General features: G+C 37.1%; 16 protein-coding genes. 5 read left to right on the forward strand and 11 right to left on the reverse strand.

Going from position 1 to position 19,277, the window contains the following annotated elements; all coding sequences use genetic code 11:
- The first annotated feature begins 8 nt into the window (after positions 1–8).
- Complete coding sequence (locus GQR44_RS06200; protein ID WP_166370358.1) at positions 9–281, forward strand: DUF2160 domain-containing protein; 273 nt, start codon at positions 9–11, stop codon at positions 279–281.
- A 182-nt stretch (positions 282–463) separates the two neighbouring features.
- Positions 464–2,188: an ABC transporter substrate-binding protein gene (locus GQR44_RS06205; RefSeq protein ID WP_166370360.1), complete on the forward strand. Its 1,725-nt coding sequence runs from the start codon at positions 464–466 to the stop codon at positions 2,186–2,188.
- Between the two features lie 369 nt (positions 2,189–2,557).
- Here the strand turns inward: GQR44_RS06205 and GQR44_RS06210 are convergent, their stop codons facing one another.
- Positions 2,558–3,046, reverse strand: coding sequence for a MarR family transcriptional regulator (locus GQR44_RS06210; RefSeq protein ID WP_166370362.1), 489 nt, complete (start codon positions 3,044–3,046; stop codon positions 2,558–2,560).
- A gap of 231 nt (positions 3,047–3,277) precedes the next feature.
- On the opposite strand from GQR44_RS06210, the gene GQR44_RS06215 reads away from it, so the two are divergent.
- The gene (locus tag GQR44_RS06215) at positions 3,278–4,192 is read left to right on the forward strand and encodes an EamA family transporter (RefSeq protein ID WP_166370364.1); all 915 of its coding nucleotides are present in this window, start codon (positions 3,278–3,280) and stop codon (positions 4,190–4,192) included.
- Positions 4,193–4,235: 43 nt separating this feature from the next.
- Here GQR44_RS06215 and GQR44_RS06220 read toward each other — a convergent pair whose 3' ends face one another.
- The 10 genes from GQR44_RS06220 to GQR44_RS06265 all read right to left on the reverse strand — a co-directional run bounded on the left by GQR44_RS06220 (position 4,236) and on the right by GQR44_RS06265 (position 15,719).
- Positions 4,236–4,826 (reverse strand): AAA family ATPase, encoded by a 591-nt coding sequence (locus GQR44_RS06220; RefSeq protein WP_166370366.1) that lies wholly within the window; start codon positions 4,824–4,826, stop codon positions 4,236–4,238.
- Between the two features lie 31 nt (positions 4,827–4,857).
- Positions 4,858–5,130, reverse strand: coding sequence for an acylphosphatase (locus GQR44_RS06225; RefSeq protein WP_166370368.1), 273 nt, complete (start codon positions 5,128–5,130; stop codon positions 4,858–4,860).
- A gap of 166 nt (positions 5,131–5,296) precedes the next feature.
- A complete protein-coding gene (locus tag GQR44_RS06230; protein ID WP_166370370.1) occupies positions 5,297–6,016 on the reverse strand; it encodes a divalent cation transporter in 720 nt (239 codons plus the stop codon).
- A gap of 625 nt (positions 6,017–6,641) precedes the next feature.
- Positions 6,642–7,850, reverse strand: coding sequence for an acetate kinase (locus tag GQR44_RS06235; RefSeq protein WP_166370372.1), 1,209 nt, complete (start codon positions 7,848–7,850; stop codon positions 6,642–6,644).
- A gap of 380 nt (positions 7,851–8,230) precedes the next feature.
- On the reverse strand, positions 8,231–9,628 hold the full coding sequence (locus GQR44_RS06240; protein WP_166370374.1) for an MBL fold metallo-hydrolase: 1,398 nt from the start codon (positions 9,626–9,628) through the stop codon (positions 8,231–8,233).
- A gap of 369 nt (positions 9,629–9,997) precedes the next feature.
- Positions 9,998–11,029, reverse strand: a complete 1,032-nt coding sequence (locus GQR44_RS06245) for an extracellular solute-binding protein (RefSeq protein WP_166370376.1) — start codon at positions 11,027–11,029, stop codon at positions 9,998–10,000.
- A gap of 2 nt (positions 11,030–11,031) precedes the next feature.
- Entirely contained in the window at positions 11,032–11,802 is a 771-nt protein-coding gene (potC, locus tag GQR44_RS06250; RefSeq protein ID WP_166370378.1) for a spermidine/putrescine ABC transporter permease PotC, read from the reverse strand.
- Positions 11,786–12,658 (reverse strand): spermidine/putrescine ABC transporter permease PotB, encoded by an 873-nt coding sequence (gene potB, locus GQR44_RS06255; protein WP_166370380.1) that lies wholly within the window; start codon positions 12,656–12,658, stop codon positions 11,786–11,788. Before potB ends, potC begins: the two co-directional genes overlap by 17 nt.
- A complete protein-coding gene (gene potA / locus GQR44_RS06260) occupies positions 12,642–13,748 on the reverse strand; it encodes a spermidine/putrescine ABC transporter ATP-binding protein PotA (protein WP_166370382.1) in 1,107 nt (368 codons plus the stop codon). The genes potB and potA overlap by 17 nt, the downstream gene beginning before the upstream one ends.
- Positions 13,749–14,336: 588 nt before the next feature.
- Positions 14,337–15,719 carry a uracil-xanthine permease family protein gene (locus GQR44_RS06265; protein WP_166370384.1) on the reverse strand — a complete coding sequence of 461 codons (1,383 nt, stop codon included), beginning with the start codon at positions 15,717–15,719 and terminating at the stop codon, positions 14,337–14,339.
- A gap of 891 nt (positions 15,720–16,610) precedes the next feature.
- On the opposite strand from GQR44_RS06265, the gene GQR44_RS06270 reads away from it, so the two are divergent.
- Together GQR44_RS06270 and GQR44_RS06275 are read left to right on the forward strand one after the other, a co-directional pair.
- Positions 16,611–18,158: an alanine/glycine:cation symporter family protein gene (locus GQR44_RS06270; RefSeq protein ID WP_166370386.1), complete on the forward strand. Its 1,548-nt coding sequence runs from the start codon at positions 16,611–16,613 to the stop codon at positions 18,156–18,158.
- Positions 18,159–18,393: 235 nt separating this feature from the next.
- On the forward strand, positions 18,394–18,972 hold the full coding sequence (locus GQR44_RS06275) for a hypothetical protein (protein ID WP_166370388.1): 579 nt from the start codon (positions 18,394–18,396) through the stop codon (positions 18,970–18,972).
- Positions 18,973–19,277: the final 305 nt, after the last annotated feature.

Below are 19,277 nucleotides of genomic sequence, written 5' to 3' on the forward strand. Positions count from 1 at the left end.
AGAACAGTATGAGTTGGATGGCATGGACAACACCTTCAGCATTATTCTTTATTGGGATTGCTTGTATTTTAATAGGAATGACTTATTGGGAAATTGTAAGCCCTTGTATCGCAAGGAAAGGATTTTTTCCAATAGAGACAACACGTGGTGACAGACTGTTTATCAGTTTATTAAGCGCCGCATTTATTCATTTAGGGTTTATCGGATTTACGGAAGTGACTATCTGGCTGCCCTTTACAGTAGCCATTATTTGGTTGCTCATTGTAATGAAATGGGGGTGATATGGTAAACAGAGTATCTTAGGTCTTACAAAAAGGATGTTTTATGCACCGTTAGGTGCCTTCATTAAATAGATGACAATAGTAATAGTATTAAAGAATTGATCGTAATTTAAAGCAGTAAAATAGATCTCTTAATTAAGGCGATTACTATCAGCACTTTAATTAATAAAAGGACTCAGAGAATGTTTGATAAAAAGAAATCAGTATTTAAACTTGGCCGCTTAAGCGTTGCTATCATGATAGCAGGATGCAGTAGCTTAGCATTAGCAGATCAATACAGTGACTCAGCAAGTGATTGGATCGGCTCAGAATTTACACCATCAACATTAACTAACAAACAACAAATGGAAGAGATGAGCTGGTTTACTGAAGCCGCCAAACCTTTCCGTGGCATGGAAATTAATGTTGCTTCTGAAACACTAACCACTCATGAATATGAATCTAAAAAGCTAGCCAAAGCGTTTTATGAAATTACTGGTATCAAAGTAAACCATGATTTAATTCAAGAAGGCGATGTAGTTGAAAAACTACAAACCCAAATGCAATCAGGGCGTAATATCTATGATGCTTATGTGAACGATTCAGACTTAATAGGAACGCACTTCCGCTATGGAAAAGTAGTACCTATTAGTGACTTTATGAAGGGAGAAGGCAAGGCCGTTACCTCTCCAACCTTAGATATAGAAGATTTTATTGGTTTAAGTTTTACATCTGGGCCCGATGGGAAAATTTATCAACTACCTACTCAACAGTTTGCTAACCTGTACTGGTTCCGTGCCGATTGGTTCGAACGTCCTGATCTTAAAAAACGCTTTAAAAGTGAATATGGTTACGAATTAGGAGTGCCATTAAACTGGTCTGCCTATGAAGATATTGCTGAGTTTTTCTCTGAAAAAGTCAAAGAGATTGACGGAAAACGTATTTATGGGCATATGGATTACGGTAAAAAAGATCCTTCGTTAGGCTGGCGTTTCACTGACTCATGGTTATCTATGGCAGGCGCTGGTGATAAAGGTCTACCAAATGGTCTTCCCGTGGATGAATGGGGTATTCGTGTAGAGGGCTGTAACCCTGTAGGCTCAAGCGTCTCTCGTGGTGGTGCAACCAATGGTCCTGCGGCCGTTTATGCAACCACAAAATACGTAGAATGGTTGAAAAAATACGCGCCACCTGAAGCTGCCGGTATGACCTTTGGTGAATCAGGTCCAGTACCTGCACAAGGTAGTATCGCACAACAAATATTCTGGTATACCGCCTTTACGGCTGACATGGTGAAACCAGGTTTACCAGTGGTAAATGAAGATGGCACACCTAAATGGCGCATGGCCCCTTCTCCACGTGGTCCGTACTGGGAAGAAGGCATGAAACTAGGTTATCAAGATGCCGGTGCATGGACATTCTTAAATTCAACACCTGTTGATAGAAGAAAAGCAGCTTGGTTATATGCACAATTTGTGACCTCTAAAACAGTGTCACTGAAGAAAACATTAGTTGGGTTAACACCAATTCGTGAATCAGATATTAATTCACAAGCAATGACAGATGCAGCACCTAAACTGGGTGGTTTAGTTGAGTTCTATCGTAGCCAAGCACGTTTACAATGGACACCAACGGGCACTAACGTGCCGGATTATCCTAAACTTGCACAGTTATGGTGGCAATATGTTGCAGAAGCTGCAAGCGGTGAAAAGACAGCACAAGAAGCAATGGATGGTTTAGCTAAAGCGCAAGATAAAGTGATGGCACGTCTAGAGCGAAGTAAAGCACAAGGTGAATGTGGACCGGTACTAAATCCAGAAAAAGATGCGTCTTACTGGTTAGACCAACCTGGATCACCTAAAGCTAAATTACCTAATGAAAAACCACAAGGTAAAACTATCGCTTATAAAGATTTGATTGCAGGTTAACTGCAGATAACACTTAGCTACAGGTTGTTCAAAACCATTGTCAGAACGATTTTTCAGTTCAATGTTAAGATCCAATGAAATGAACAATAAAAGCGAACGATGATTCTCTCAAAACCGCTCCTAGTGAGCGGTTTTTTTATGGATTAGTTATTTGTCGCTAAAATTTCATAATAGGAATTTGTTAATAGAGATTTGATGGATGACTGGAACTTAATAACAGAAGCTTAATAATAAGAACTTGATAATAGAAATTTAACCTATTAAGCCAGCACTAACGTAACAATAGAGCAAAATCACAGTGCAAAAAATACAGCTAAAAGCACTCTTATACTCGCCAGAATACTGGTACAAAATCGCCAATGTTGAGCATTACTCAACTTCGAACTGTGTCAGCCACTTGTTTAATCCACCGTTAAGTAAATGCTTATCATCTGCACTTAATGCTGAACTTAATTCATCTAAGACAGTGACATGAACTTCAATGGCTCGATCAATCAACTCCCTACCGTTATCTGTAAGGGCGACAGTCACGCTACGTCTATCCTCCTCGCTATGACAACGATTGATCAACCCTTTTTCTGCAAGTTTATCTAAGCGATTTGTCATCGCGCCCGATGTTAATAACAACGCGCTACTCAACTCAGAGGGAGTTAAACAAGTGTGATTTGCAGAGCGCCTTAGTGCAGCTAATACATCAAACTCACCTAAGGTTAATGCGAAGCTTTTATGGCATTGCGTGATGCGTGTTTCAATATGTTTACTGATACGTAATAAACGCCCAATTAATGACATTGACGTGGTATCTAAATGTGGTTTTTCATTTTTCCATTGTTCAACCACAAGGTCTAATTTATCCAAGGTAAGCCTCTTTATTACTCTTTTTAAACGCAGTAGCATCATTTAATTAGGGTGGGTTTATTTGTGCTTTAATAATTAATTTTCGATTTAAATATACCTTAATGCAAAGATACTTTACAAGAAGTAAAAACAAGTGCAAAATCCTTTTCCCTTTATGTAAAGATACTTTACTCAAAACATATTTAAACGACTACTTATTGCAATTAGCTTAAAAGATAAAGAGATACAAACATGAATATAATTTTAGCGATGGCTGCCGCCTTTTTTTGGGGTACAACCTACGCTGTGACACAATATAGCCTTGAAGGCTGGCCTCCTTTATTACTAGGTGCAATACGTGCTTTACCAGCAGGGTTACTTTTATTGCTTATTAAGCCTAGTTTACCTAAGGGTAAAGACTGGGTGGTTTTGTTACGTTTAGGCGCGATTAATATTGCATTATTTTTTGGGCTACTCTTTATCATGGCACAGACCTTGCCGTCTGCTATCTCGGCAATGGGTATGGTTTATGTACCAGTGTTTGCCATGTGTTTTCATTGGCTTGTTAATAAAAAGAAACCCGCTAAATTACAACTCATGTCAGGCGCATTATTGGTAATATTAGCTTGGCAGCTATTTGACCCGCAAAAACTACAGTTAAATAGCGTCGGCTTAGTCGCCATGTTAACCGCTATTGGGTGTATTGTGATTGGAAGCAATTTAACCCAGTCTTTAAGTAATCGGATCCATTGGTGGACAGTATTATCTTGGCAGCTCATTCTAGGTGGTAGTTTACTTGCCATATTAGCAGCGCTTCAAGCAACGATTTATCCGGCGCAGTATATTAATGCGATTAGCAATATCAGCAGCCTCAATATCCTAGGTTTATCATGGTTAATATTGTTGAATACAGCTTTAGCTTATGGGTTATATGTTTGGTTATTAAGTCGTATGACAGTGGTTGAATTTACTTTTGCTGGCGTGAGTAACCCGATTGCGGGGATTTTAATGGGTTTACTATTAATGGGAGAGTCTTTTAACTTACACCAGTACTCTCTGATGGCGGCAATTATTCTGACCTCTTTATTATCGCCTTTATTTGCGAATTACAGACAAAGAAAAACACTTAACAGTGCGCAAGTGTCAACATTATCAACGGTAAAATAGATAAGAAAAGGTAAACCTTATGCAGTACATAAGGTTTACTAAGTTATGATGTTGCTTCTAAAACAGATAATATTTCCTGTAAAGAAGCTTGGTACTGCTGATCATTTGAATTTCGAAATAATAATAAGTCATCGATAACATCAGGATTATCGATGCTCATTGGGATTGAGAAATCTACATCTTTAATATATTCATCCCAGTTTTGTAATTTCCAAGTATCTCTTGGTGAGTTCCTTTCAATCATACGGTTCTTTACGACATCAACATCGGTGATCACCCAAACCACAGTCAAGCGTGCATTTTTTTCAGCAAGCTTATTTTTTAAATTATCTACAAAAGTGGTATCTCTTATTTCTCGCGTAAATGGCGCATTAATTAACACAATATCGTCATACTCTAACGCCTCCATCGCCAAGGCTAATATAGCGTCATATTCAAAATTACGAATATGCTGTTCAAAAAATTCCGAGCTTCGATTAACTTCTGCATTTGCGACTTTAAAAATCTGATGTGACAACACGATTAATGTATCTTTGTCTAAATACACCACATGTTTTAACGCTTTTGCTAACTGTTTAGATATATATGTTTTGCCACTCGCTGGTGGTGAAGTGACAAGGATCAATCTTTTCATTTTACTTCCTTTTGCGTAGAGGATATAGCCGTTAACAAGCGAGAAAATTGGTCGTTTTCTGATAAGGTACATCACTCACCACAGTACCACTCACTCGCGCTGTTTTAGGACCAGTTTTAAGCCATTCCAACATTTTATCTATTTTTTCAGGAGGACCATACATCAACACTTCAACGTCACCATTGGGTAAATTTTTTGCATGCCCCATTAGATTATAAAGGCGGGCTTCCATGCTAGTAAAATAACGAAAACCAACCCCCTGTACAATCCCAGAAACAATCACTTTGCATCCAATTTTATCCACTCTAATTCCCCCTATAACCAACACTTATTTATATATAAGCATAAACATCTTCGGTAAGATAAACTTAGCCACAACGCACATTTGTTTTAATAACATCCAATCAGTGTTTATATATCATAATGTTACAGGTCAACAACTTTAAAAACACTATCATATCGAACCTTCATCAATTGCCAGAAGTCACCATTAACCCAAACATACCCAATACAAAGCCTAATACGGCGCCAATCGGTGGAGCCCAATGTTTTTCTAATTTAACTTGTGGTGCAAGATCTTGAAATATAGAGTACAAAATACCGCCGGAAGCAAATAACATAATGGCAGAAATAGCCTTTGGATACTCAGATAACCAAAGGTACCCTGAAACGCCTGCAACGGGCCCAAGCATCGCCATTAAACAAAACATCAGAATGATTTTTTTGGGCTTATAGTCGGCACTTGAATTTAACTCTCGATAGGCACTAAAACCTTCAGGTAAGTTCTGTAAGGCAATCAATGCAGCTAATAAATAGGCATTACTATTGCCTATCGCAAAAGCAGCACCAAGCGCAATCGATTCGGGAATGAAATCCGATAGCATGGCTGCAAGTTGACTGGCTGGAGTATTAATTTTCTTAAGGTAGATATCCAAGCCCATGAAACTCAGCCCACCGATAATAAACCAAACACAGGCCGCTACAGGGCTAAAATTAACAATGCCTTCCGGGACTAATACCAACGCAACAGCAGATAATAGCGCCCCGCCCCCAAAAGCCATCACACTATGTCTGAATTCTTCTTCAATCCATTGGTTTTTTATATTTTCAACATAAGCAATAACAGCACCAAGTGCCATCGCCAAGCCAGCGAGTAATGTAGAAATGATAACAACCACTAACAGATCCATCGTTTCTCCTCGATAAAGGTTAAGTAATAGCAATGATATTAGGTAAGATAACTAAGTTTTTTCATAGAAACAATGACTTAATTTACAACGTAAATTAATGTAGATAGTGCTCCCTTTTACGAACTTTACAAGCAAGCAGTAGATCATTTTAATAATTACAATGGAGGAATTAATTAATCTAGCGGATTTAACATTGAAGTGCATAACAACTAAGCAGATAAATAATATATTTATTCGTTGAGTCTAGGCTTTACAATAACGTTTAACGCATAGTCCAGAAGCAGAATTATAGGCATTAAAATATTATTCAATTAAGCTTAAATATTTAAACATTTATATAATTATACGCTATAGATGATGAAATCGAGGTTGTTATAATTCCTCCTTAATATGAGTTTTAAATCTTGAATCTAAGCCAAAAAATGTAATGGTTTAAAGTCGCCAATTTCATCAATAGAACATAAATAGCATTAAAAAACTCAAAGCTCACATTGTCCCTATAAGTAATAGCATCACTACAATCCACAGAAAAAAGACAAAAAAATACCCACCAGCAATTAACTGGTAGGTATTTTAAAAATGGCCTTTGAGTCGTTAAACTATTACCTTTTAACTATTTAATTTATTAAACAGTCAATAAACGTAAAGTGTCTTTTGCAATAACCCATTCTTCATTAGTTTGAACAACCATCGCGACTGTACTACCTGATTCGCTGATAATACCTTTATTAGATGATTTACCAAAACGGTTTGCTAGGTTTTCTTGTTCATTCACTTTAAAGCCTAATAAACCTAAACGCGCTAATGTTAATTGACGAATTGGAGCAGAGTTTTCACCGATACCGCCTGTAAATACAACAGCATCTAAACGTCCATCTAAAGCAGCAGTGTAACTTGCAATATATTTAGCTAAGCGGTAGCAGTAAAGATCCATAGCACGAGTTGCGGCTTTATCTTTTTGGTAATTATCTTCAACAAATCGGCAATCCGATGTATTTTCAGTTAATCCCAATAAACCAGACTCTTTTGTTAGCATAGTGTGAATTTCTTCCATGCTGTAACCTAATTCGTCATGTAAGTGGAAAATGATTGCAGGATCTAAATCACCACAACGCGTTCCCATTACTAAGCCTTCCAACGGCGTCATACCCATTGACGTATCGACAGAAATACCGTTTTTAATAGCACAAACAGAACCACCGTTACCTAAGTGACAGTTGATGATATTTAACTCATTAACAGGTTTATTTAACACTTCAGCAACTTGTAATGTAATGTAGTAATGGCTAGTACCGTGCATACCGTAACGACGAACGCCATTATCACGGTAAAGTTTGTACGGAAGTGCATATAAATAAGCTTCTTCAGGTATTGTTTGGTGGAAAGCAGTATCAAACACAACCACATTTTTTAATAAAGGCAGTGCATGTTGAGCTGCACGAATACCGATCAAATGAGCTGGATTATGTAAAGGCGCTAATGACACACAATCTTCAATACCTTGGATAACAGAGTCAGTGATAACAGCAGATTCAGTGAACTGCTCACCACCGTGTACGATACGATGGCCAATAGCATATAAGTTTTCTTTTAATACAGGGTTTAACGAAAGGATTTCATTTACAATAAAAGTTAATGCTTCATCATGGGCAGCACCCGCACCTAATTCAGCTTTACCTTTTACACCTTCTAAATTCCATTTAATACTTGCATTATCTAAGTGCAAGCACTCAGAAAGACCAGAAAGTTTTTCATCACCAGTAACGGCATCAATAATGGCAAATTTCAAAGAAGAACTACCACAGTTAAGTACAAGGATTAGCTTGCTGTCCATTTTTATATCCTATTTATCACAAAAATAAAGGGTTAGAGCTAAAAGTTATTTCAACTCTTTAAAAGTTGTATTTTTTGGCATTATAAAATAATAACAACAGACAGAGCCCTTGTTTTTACTACCACCAAATCAGAGGTGCGAAGCATACACGTGAAGGACATAGATCACAAAAAATAGTTTCTAAAGCATATTCCTTCTTTTAAAGAACGATTTATAGAGGTTATCCAATAAAAATGAGGCGTAAGAAGGGTTTACATAAGATTAGATTAAATTAATATAAAAAAATAATAACTGGTGCAGCGTTTAGCTGCACCAAACTTGCCAAAATAGAACTAAATAATTGATATAAAACAACTCCATCAATAAAACAAAGCTTGAAATCAAATGTTAATTTTCTCTGCGTAACGCACAATATGTGTTGGTATATTTAGTTGTTCTTCTATTGCTTGTTTAAAAATGCTTTGTTTATCTGGTTCACCATGTATTAAAAACACATGTTCAATTTTTTCAAATTCACTGATCCATCCTAAAAGGTCATGTTGGTCGGCATGAGCAGAGAAACCATTCACTTTATGTATTTTTGCATTTACCTTAATATTTTCATGGTAAAGCTGAATCGAATCCACTCCGTCTATTAACTTCCTTCCCAACGTCCCTTGAACTTGATACCCAACAAATATGACACTATTCGTTTCATCCCATAAACGATGTTTTAAATGATGTAATATCCGTCCTCCCGTGCACATGCCACTACCTGCGATAATGATGCAACCACTTTCTATTTTGTTAATGAGTATCGATTCATTGCTTTTTAAAGCATATTGTAAATAAGGGAAGTCAAATACACTGCCATCACGATCAAGTAGTTGTTTGGCTGATTCATTCAACTCATGGTGATGAGCGGTATAAATTTGCGTGGCGCGCATCGCCATTGGAGAATCCAAAAAGACTTGGCATTGTGGTAACTCTTTGTCGTAATACATTTGCTTTAATAACAATAAAATTTCTTGCGAACGTTCAATAGCAAATGACGGGATCAAGACATTGCCTTTATTGTTTAAGGTATTAATTACAATTTCCTTAAACTCATCTACCGTCTCTTTTAAACCACAATGATTACGGTCACCATAAGTTGACTCAATAAATAACGCATTGGTTTGTTTAATAACACTAGGTTCAGGCATGATTAAATCTTTACGGCCGCCTAAGTCACCAGAAAAAACCACCGACTTAGTTGTGCCAGCTTCTTCAAAATCAACTTGCACTGTACTTGAACCGAGAATGTGTCCAGCCTGGCGAAACGTCACCTTCACATTAGGAGTCAGTTGAATACTTTTATTATGTTGTGCATATTGAATGGTTAAATCAAATACTGCTTTAGCATCATCAATAGTATAGATAGGGGGACGAACTTTTTTTTCAGTACCCGACCGTTTTGCTTTTTTAAAAGCCAATTTGTAATCTTCTTCGGCAATTTTAGCGCTATCCATTAGCACCACTTCAGCTAAATCCATGGTGGCACGAGAAGCTACAATCTTGCCATCAAAGCCTTCTTTAACGAGTTTAGGGATGCGTCCTACATGGTCTAAATGAGCATGCGTGACTAAGATAATATTGACGCTTTTAGGATCAAAATCGAAAGGTTCATAGGTCTTTTCTTCACCCTCACCCTGAAAATAACCACAATCAATTAATATATTTGGCCCATTTTCAAGCTGTAAGAGATGACATGAACCAGTTACTGTTTCAGCTGCACCAAATGATTGAATAAAAGCCATAAAACACCTCCTCTATGAACTTGTTTACAGATTTTTGAGACTCAATAACTTAGCGGCTAAAGACATTAACTAGCTTTAACAGCTATAGTTTTTTATATAGTTTTTTGTAATATCTAATAATGACCATAGCGCATAAGTAGGTGTAAAGTTGATAGCCTGTTAGCAATTTTGCTATTCAATCATTTAATTAAAAGAGATGGATGAAAGATTGAAAAGGTAAGTAAAAGGCTAAAAAGAGGAATCCGATAGAAAGGTTAAATAAGCGAGATCCTTTATTGCAGTAATAACAATAATATTAAGCATAAAAAAACCGCTCGTTGAGCGGTTTAATTAATTAAGGTGTAAAAATATTATTAAGATTTACAACCTTTATGATTTAGTTTGTTTTAGCATTTGCCAGTATTTCTCATAGATAGCATTCGCTTCACCTAAGTCACTATGATACGAACCGTTTTTAATAACATCAGCTGGCGGTACAACCATTGGGTTATTACGCATTTCATCACTTAACAAAGGGATAGTACCTAAGTTAGGGGTTGAATTACCTACACCTTCAATAATCATTTTTCCAATTTCAGGACGCAATATATAGTCAATAAGCTTGTGTGCATTATCTACATTTTCAGCGCCTTTAGAGATAACAAGACTGTCTACCCACAAAGTAACACCTTCTTTTGGGTAAATGTAATCAACCGTACCTAACTCAACTTGTGCCATGTAAGCTTCACCATTCCACATAACGCCCATCGGTACATTACCTTGAATAAGCGGCCCTTTTGGTGAATCAGACAAGAATAATTTCACGTTTGGTAATAACTCAACTAGTGCTTCATAAGCTTGACGAATTTCGTCTTCATTAGTGGTATTGTTTTCAAAGCCTTTCACTTTTAATGCCATTAAAAAGATATCGCGAACATCATCTAATAACAGGATTTGATCTTTAAATTCTGGTTTCCAAAGGTCTTTCCACGACGTAATTGATGATGAATTCATCTCATCCGTATTAACCGCAATAGCCGTACTGCCCCATAGATATGGAATACTGTACTTGTTACCTGGGTCGTAAGCTTGATCCAATAAGTTTGGATCTAAGTTACCCAGGTTTTTTAATTTAGATTTATCAATAGGCTGTATAAGATCAGCACGTTTTAAACGTTCGATAAAAAAGGTTGTAGGCACCGCTAAATCATAACCTTTACCGTTCACTAATTGTAATTTAGCGAACATAGTTTCATTGCTATCAAAGGTAGCCACTTCAACTTTAATGCCCGTTTCTTTAGTAAACGATTTAAGTACTTTATCTGGAATGTAATCAGCCCAGTTATACAACACGACTTTTTCTTCTGCAATTGCTGAAAAACTAAGCATCATTGCGGCGGTTACTGTTAACCATTTTTTCATTATTAATTTCCTTTTTTACGTAGCAATAGCTGCGATATTACAATTAAGACTACTGACCCAACAAAGAGTAAAGTAGAGATAGCATTAACCTCTGGCGACACACCAACACGGACCATGGAATATATTTTAAGTGGTAATATTTCATAGCCTGGCCCCGTTACAAAGGAACTCACAATCACATCATCGATGGATAACGTGAAACTTAACAACCAACCCGATGCTACCGCTGGTAATACCATTGGTAGGATAATTTTACTAAACACCTGCCATTCGTTAGCCCCCAAATCGCGCGCTGCTTCCGTGACCGACATATCCATGCCTTTTAAGCGAGAGAAAACACTAATGATCACAAATGGCAAACAGAAAGTAATGTGTGCAATTAAAAGCGAAATATAGCCGAGTTCAATACCCAAAGTAACAAATAAAATAAGTAAGGCAATCGCCATCACAATGTCCGGTGTTAACATGCTTACAAACACCAGCGAAGAGACCGCACCTTTACCATAAAAACGATAACGTTGTAATGCAACTGCCGCTAAAGTACCAATCACAGTTGCAGCTGTAGCACTGGTCAATCCAACTTGTAAGGTGTGCCAACCCGCTTCCATTAACGAATCATTTTCAAATAACTTCTCGTACCATTTATAGGTAAAACCACTCCATTTATTACCGTAGCGAGACTCGTTAAAAGAGTTAACCACTAAAATAAAAATAGGTGTGTACACATAGCAAAGTACTAGCCCGATAAACCCTAATCTAAAAATTCGAGTCATTGATGCCCCCTTCGCGATTCGACATTTTTGTCGCTCGGTAATAAAGCCAAAGCATAAATGATAATAATAAAATCATTAAAATACTCAATGCGGCACCAAATGGCCAATCACGTGTTTGTATAAACTGGTTCTTAATGACATTGCCCAATAACGCATGCTTTGAACCGCCCAATAAATCCGCCACAAAAAACATGCCCATGGCTGGCAAAACCACCATCAAACACCCGGCAATAATACCCGGCAGTGTTAATGGTAAAGTAATGCGCATTAAACGTTGGCTTGCACTCGCACCGAGGTCTTTAGCCGCATCTAACAATTTAAAATCTAATCGCTCCATAGAGGAATAAATAGGTAATATCATAAAAGGTAACAGGATATAACTGAGACCAAAAATAACCGCAAATTGGCTATATAACATGTCCAATGGTTTATCAATCAAACCGATAAATTGCAGTGCTTCATTAATTAAGCCTTTTTTACCTAACAAAAATTGGATCGCATAAATACGTACCAAAGAATTTGTCCAAAATGGCACAATTAACAGAAACAACACAATGCCACGCCAGCGTTTTGGTAATGACATCAAGCACATCACAAAAGGATAGGCGATGGCTAAACAGATCACAGCTGTTATCATCGACATCGACAGTGAATCCCACAACAATGCAATAAAGGTCGGATCGAAAACGCTTTTCCAACCTTCTAGGCTAAATTTATACTGTATTAAAAAATCAGCATCACGAGTTAAGAAACTGGTCACTAAAACCATCAAGCTCGGCACTAGAACAAACAGTGCTAGCCAGCTTGTAGCAAGACCAATAGCCCAAAAACGAAACTGATTAAATTGTTTGTTCATATGGCAATACCACTTCCCAACCGGTTATCCATTGCAATGCGACTTTTTGACCTAAGCGGTAGTCAAAGTCGGGATCATCTTCATCAAAAAACTCACTGGCAATCACATTGGTGCCAGTAGATAAACGAATATAAGAATCTAAGGTTTTCCCTTTATAGTTACATTCGTGAATATGCCCTTCTATGTGCACAGTATTCGACGCTAATTCAGGTTTAGTTAAGCGTACATCTTCAGGGCGAAGTAATACGTGTACTTTGTCATTCGCGACAAAAGGATAATCCGTTTGCACAACCCAATCAGCACCTTCAGCAACCACTTCAACGTGTTTTTCATCAATGCGACGCACCACATGACCATCAAATTGGTTAATTTCACCAATAAAGCGTGCCACAAAGAGATTGACCGGCGTTTCATAGATTTCACGCGGAGTGCCAATTTGCTGTACCTTGCCTTTGTTTAATACCACGATGCGATCTGACATCGACAACGCTTCTTCTTGGTCGTGCGTAACATAAACAAAGGTGATGTTAAGTTGACGTTGTAATCGCTTTAACTCTATTTGCATTTCTTGACGTAATTTGTAATCAAGCGCACTCAACGACTCGTCTAACAATAATAAACGCGGGCGATTAACCACAGCGCGCGCAATAGCCACACGTTGTTGTTGTCCACCGGATAATTGATGTGGTTTACGCTGAGCAAAACTTTCTAAACGCACCATACGTAATGCTTCAAGTACACGGTCATTAATTTCTGCCTTGGGTACTTTATGCATGATCAAACCGAACGCGATATTGTCATACACTGTCATATGAGGAAATAAAGCATAACTTTGGAACACGGTATTCACGGGGCGATGTTCAGCCTTAAGAATAGAGATATCTTTTTCATCAAGCATTACTTGCCCTTGGTCTTCTTTTTCAAAACCAGCAATAATACGTAGCACTGTCGTTTTACCACAGCCTGATGGACCTAATAAGGTAAGAAACTCACCGTCGTAAATTGTAAGATCTAACGCATCTAAAACCGTATTATCGGCATACGTTTTACTGACCCCAGAAAGTTGTAAAAGAGGTTGGCACCCAGTCACATTCAATATTCCAAATATATAGCCATAATGGCAGTTAACATCATCTTAAGTTTTTCGCTTAAGCGCTTAAGAACTCACATTAAAAACAAGTCTTTATTTTGTTCATGTTGCAATCTTTAACGTAGATCACAATCGGCGCGATTGTACCTACATATCAATCAAACTCAATAAAAAATCAAAGCAAATAACAAATTATTTTCGCACTATTATTTACAGTAAAATGTTTAAAAAACAAACAAAAATTTTTATAAATAAAATCGACAAATACAATCATTTTATCACTATTGAATTGGAGCAATGTCTGAGATTAATCGTGCTTAACCATATGAGAAGTGAATAAGTGCACAATTAATATACCTCATAACAGCAGTACATAAATTAACCGTTAATATTTGGTATTGCGCTATCGAGTTGAATACGTAAAGAGCGAAATGAGGATTAAGTGGAATAGGTACAGTTTGAAATAGATATAGAGAAAGTAGGTATAGTGTGAGAGGTATAGTACAAAATAGATAAATAATTAAATGAAACCGTACTGCTGTTAATCAGGTAGCAATACGGTTGTCGATAGCAAGTTACAAACTTGTTTTAATCTTTGTTTTGCTTTGGTTCTTCAGGTAAAACTAAGTTTAAGAATATCGCCGTAATACCACCCGCCGCCATCCCAGAAGATAAAATACTTTTCACCCAGTCCGGCATGAACTGAAGAATTTCAGGGTTCTGCCCAATGCCTAATCCCATTGAAAATGATAGAGCCATGATTAAAATAGCACGGCGATCCAGATCACAACGAGAAATGATACGAATACCTGAAGCAGCAATGGTACCAAACATAACCACCGTCGCTCCACCTAATACTGGCTCAGGAATTAATTGTACTAAGTTAGCAACACCAGGAAATAAACCAAGTAACACCAACATACCCGCCACAAAATAACCGATGTAACGACTTGCTACACCCGTTAGCTGAATAATTCCGTTGTTTTGGCTAAAGGTAGAATTAGGGAAGCTATTTAATAACGAAGCGATAGCCGAGTTCAAACCATCTGCTAATACACCGCCTTTTATACGTTTCAAATAAAGTGGGCCAGAAACCGGTTGCTCAGATGTTTCAGAGGTTGCTGTTATGTCTCCGATCGCCTCTAATGACGTCACCGCAAATACAATCACCAAGGGAATTAATAATCCCCAATCGAAGCCTAAACCATATTGCATCACCGACGGAACTGCGATTAAAGCTGTTTCAGGCGCATCCGTTGTGTTTAACATACCCATAAACCAAGCTAATACCGTGCCTGCTATCATGGCAATAACGATCGATGAAACACGTAAATAAGGATGCTTTACGCGATTCAATAACACAATAAAGCCTAATACTGTTCCCGCTAGCATTAAATTATCAAGGCTACCGAAACTACCATCTTCAATCGCTGCATAACCCCCTCCCATGGAGGTTAAACCAATTTGGATCAATGTCAGACCAATCAGCGTAACAACAATGCCTGATACAAGCGGTGTAATAATGCGTTGCGTATGTTGTAGCACACGGGAGATAAATACTTCGGTTAATGAGGCAAATAGAATTGTACCGAAAATAGCAGCCATCATAGTACTAATATCGGCACCACCCGCTTTAAGCGCTAAGCCAGCACCAATGATCGGACCTAAAAAATTAAAACTAGTACCTTGTATTGATAATAAGCCAGAGCCTATCGGACCAAAGGTACGAATTTGAATAAAAGAAGCAATGCCGGATGCAAATAACGACATGCTAACGATGGTATTAGTATCGCTGGCAGGTAAACCCAATGCTTGGCATATAATTAAAGAGGGAGTGATCACTGCAACAAACATAGCTAATAAATGTTGAGTCGCTGCAAAAAGTGTTTCAGGCAGTGGCGGACGATCATCTAAACGATATATAAGATCAGAATTTCGTTGTGTTTTAGTCTTACTATGCTGTTCAAGCATGGTGTTTGTATCCTTGGTATATTTACCTTTTAACTATTTTTGTAAAATTAATCACCTCATCTATCGCGCTTGTAGTTGCAAATAAAAGAGCAAGGAACAATAGCCAAAAAGCACCGATAGCGATTGATGTGATTTTTGAGTGCGTCATTTGAGGTTAATTTTTCTAACAAATAAAATATTTAAATGGTAGTGAGTATTTCTTGATCCCTACAGAATGCGCTGAATGGGCACCTATCTGTGAAGGCTGGATAATTCTGTGATTGCTGTTACTCAGAACCAGACCAACATCAGGAGAAATGAAAGTGGTTTAAATCCGGCGCTATTTTAATTCGCTTTTGATAAATAGCAAACAATAGTGAAAATACTCTGGGAAATAATCAATAGATATCAATGTAATACAATAAAATAATGTTATTAAATTGTTAACAAATGATAGCTGTAAGATGAAGGTTAAAACAATTGCAGATTGTTAACTTATATACATAACTTGGTGAGCTTAAGGTCAGGCTTATACCTTTTAATTAAACAGGTTTTATATTAAAACTAACATTAAGACAATCAGTTCTAAGATGAAAACATATTTAATAGGGTTAGCGAAACAGCATTAAGCGATGTATGGTATTAACGGTGAATCGGCTAAATCCAGTTCAACTTCACAATAGTTTAGATTCAGACTGTTCAGCCTCACACAACAGAATAAACAAAACTTTAACCTAAATTTAACATCTATATTGGTTGAAACTGATTTTTAATCCATAAAAATCAAAGAAAATAGTCAATAACACTGGCTTAAATCATTTACACTATTTATGCTGAATATGCTTTGACTTTAAACAACTAATCTCTCTGCATATTTTATATAAGGAAATTAACATGTATAAGGAAATAAACATGATAAAAACACGAAAATTTATACCCTTCTTTCTATTAGCCTTTAGCGCCAATGCTTTGGCTGAAGAAATGAGTGGATTTGGACAAGCGGTTAACTCTCTAAGTCAATCAGTTGATGGTTTTTTTAGTGATTACACAGGTTGGTTTGTTAGCTTAATATTTAAAAGTGTTCCTATTGGCGAAGCAAGCTTTCCATTAATCGTTGGTTGGTTATTAGTAGCAGCCTTGATCTTCACTATCTATTTTGGCTTTGTACAGTTTAAACGTGTTGGACTAGCGATTAATATTATAAAAGGTAAATATACAGATCCCAACTCTAAAGAAGAAGGCGAAGTTTCTCACTTCCAAGCATTAACAACGGCCCTTTCAGGTACTGTTGGTCTTGGTAATATTGCCGGTGTTGGTGTCGCACTTGCAATTGGTGGCCCGGGCGCAACTTTCTGGATGATCTTATGTGGTCTTCTGGGCATGGCGTCTAAATTCTGTGAATGTACTTTAGGTGTAAAATACAGAACTATTTTACCATCGGGTGTTGTATCTGGTGGTCCAATGTATTACTTAAGCCAAGGGTTAAGTGAAAAAGGCCTCGGTGGTTTAGGTAAAATATTAGCGGTTGGTTTTGCATTAATGTGTATTTTAGCAACGTTAGGTGCTGGTAACATGTTCCAAGCAAACCAAGCACATGCAATGTTAACGTATGCCTTTGACGTACCAAGTGAATATGGTGTTATTACTGGTATTGTACTGGCTTCATTAGTATTTTCAGTAATTGTTGGTGGTATGCCTTCAATTGCATCGGTAACTGAGCGAGTTGTTCCATGGATGGCTGCGTTATATGTAGGCATGGCACTTATTGTTATTGTTGTAAATATTGAGCAAGTAGGTCCTGCTTTTGCTTCTATCGTTGAAGGTGCTTTCACCGGAGCCGGTGTTGTTGGTGGTTTCATTGGTGCATTAATTCAAGGTCTAAAACGCGCGACCTTCTCCAATGAAGCAGGGGTCGGTTCCGCAGCGATTGCTCACTCCGCAGTTAAAACTAAAGAGCCTATCACTGAAGGTCTTGTATCTTTATTAGAACCATTCATTGATACTGTTGTTATTTGTACCATGACGGCATTAGTCATCATCATTGCAGGATTAAATGTTGCACCTTTTGATGGCAGTGGTTTAACAGGTGTTACATTAACAGCCGCATCATTTACTGAAACTGCAGGCGTCTTTAAATACTTACTAGCATTAGCAGTTATCATGTTTGCATTCTCAACAATGATCTCTTGGTCATACTATGGATTGAAAGCATGGACTTACCTATTTGGTGAAGGTAAATCAACAGAATTTATTTTCAAGGTTATTTTCTGTTTATTTGTAGTTCTTGGTGCGACCATCCAGTTTGGCGCTGTTATTGACTTCTCTGATGCAGCTTTATTTGCAATGTCTATCTTCAATATCATTGGTTTATACTTCTTAATGCCAATCGTGAAAAAAGAATTACATTCATTTATTGCTCGTGTTAAATCTGGCGAAATAAAAACATACGATACAAAATAAACTACACTGACTGATCTTTGTAAAGCAGTCAGCATAAAACAGTTTATTAACGGTTTATTAACGGTTTATTAACGGTTTTTGTTAACCGTATTTAATAAAAAACTCACTTCGGTGAGTTTTTTTGTATAGGATACTCACTACTTATTTTGTATATATTTTCTACATAATAAAGATTAGCAAGTGTATTTTATTTCTTTCAGCGTTGGCTATTACAGACGATATACAAGGAAGGTATATGAACGAGAATGATAACGAAACGGAAACAGTAACAATTGATTTAACGCGTCCATTACTGCGAGACGGCCCTAAATTTTTATCACATAAGGTGGTTGTTATTGATGATATTGCTTTTTTGCGACCGACTATCACTGCCATGTTATTTTGTGTCGTTTACATTGTTGTGGGGGTATTTTTAATGAGCCTTGCAAGTTACCAATTAATGGTTTTAAGCAAATATGACTTTGCCATTTTTCTTGGGGGATTTGGTATCGCAATAAGCACCTTCGGCATATCATTAATTCAACCATTTATGAGTCGAGTCAGTTTTGATCGAAAAACCGGTGTGTTTAATAACCATAAAGACCGCGACGTTAAACTCCAAAACATTACCTCTATACAAATAAATAACAAAATTATTCAACGTAAACATGCATTAAACTACGCCTGTTATGAATTGAATTTATTAACTGAACATGGACGAAGAATTAATATTTTAAACCATAACGATCAACAGCAGTTACTACAAGACGCTGAGTTATTAGGCTCTTTTTTAGGAGTGGAAGTAAATGACTGTCGAAGAGAAATTATTTTATAAGTGCATCACACTCCCTGTGTCAGATGAGTGATTAATTGTATCAGTGTAATGATTAATGTAATCCCTTATGAGCGATTACATTATTAGACAATGTTACAACAAGTCGAGTATGACTTTATTTGCTCATTTTTTAGATTAAGAAAGTTAACCGCCGATAACGCAAAACTATAGCGAATAAAATTCAAACGCTTCTAACAGGCAGAATCGCAATAAAATGCCAAACAGAGTAAAGCTTTTAAAGCCTGATTCAATATGGCGACCAACGACTAACCTGACAACTTTTACCTTTCACTGAAGACACCTTA

The organism is Psychromonas sp. SA13A (assembly GCF_011378715.1).
Classification (GTDB): Bacteria; Pseudomonadota; Gammaproteobacteria; order Enterobacterales; family Psychromonadaceae; genus Psychromonas.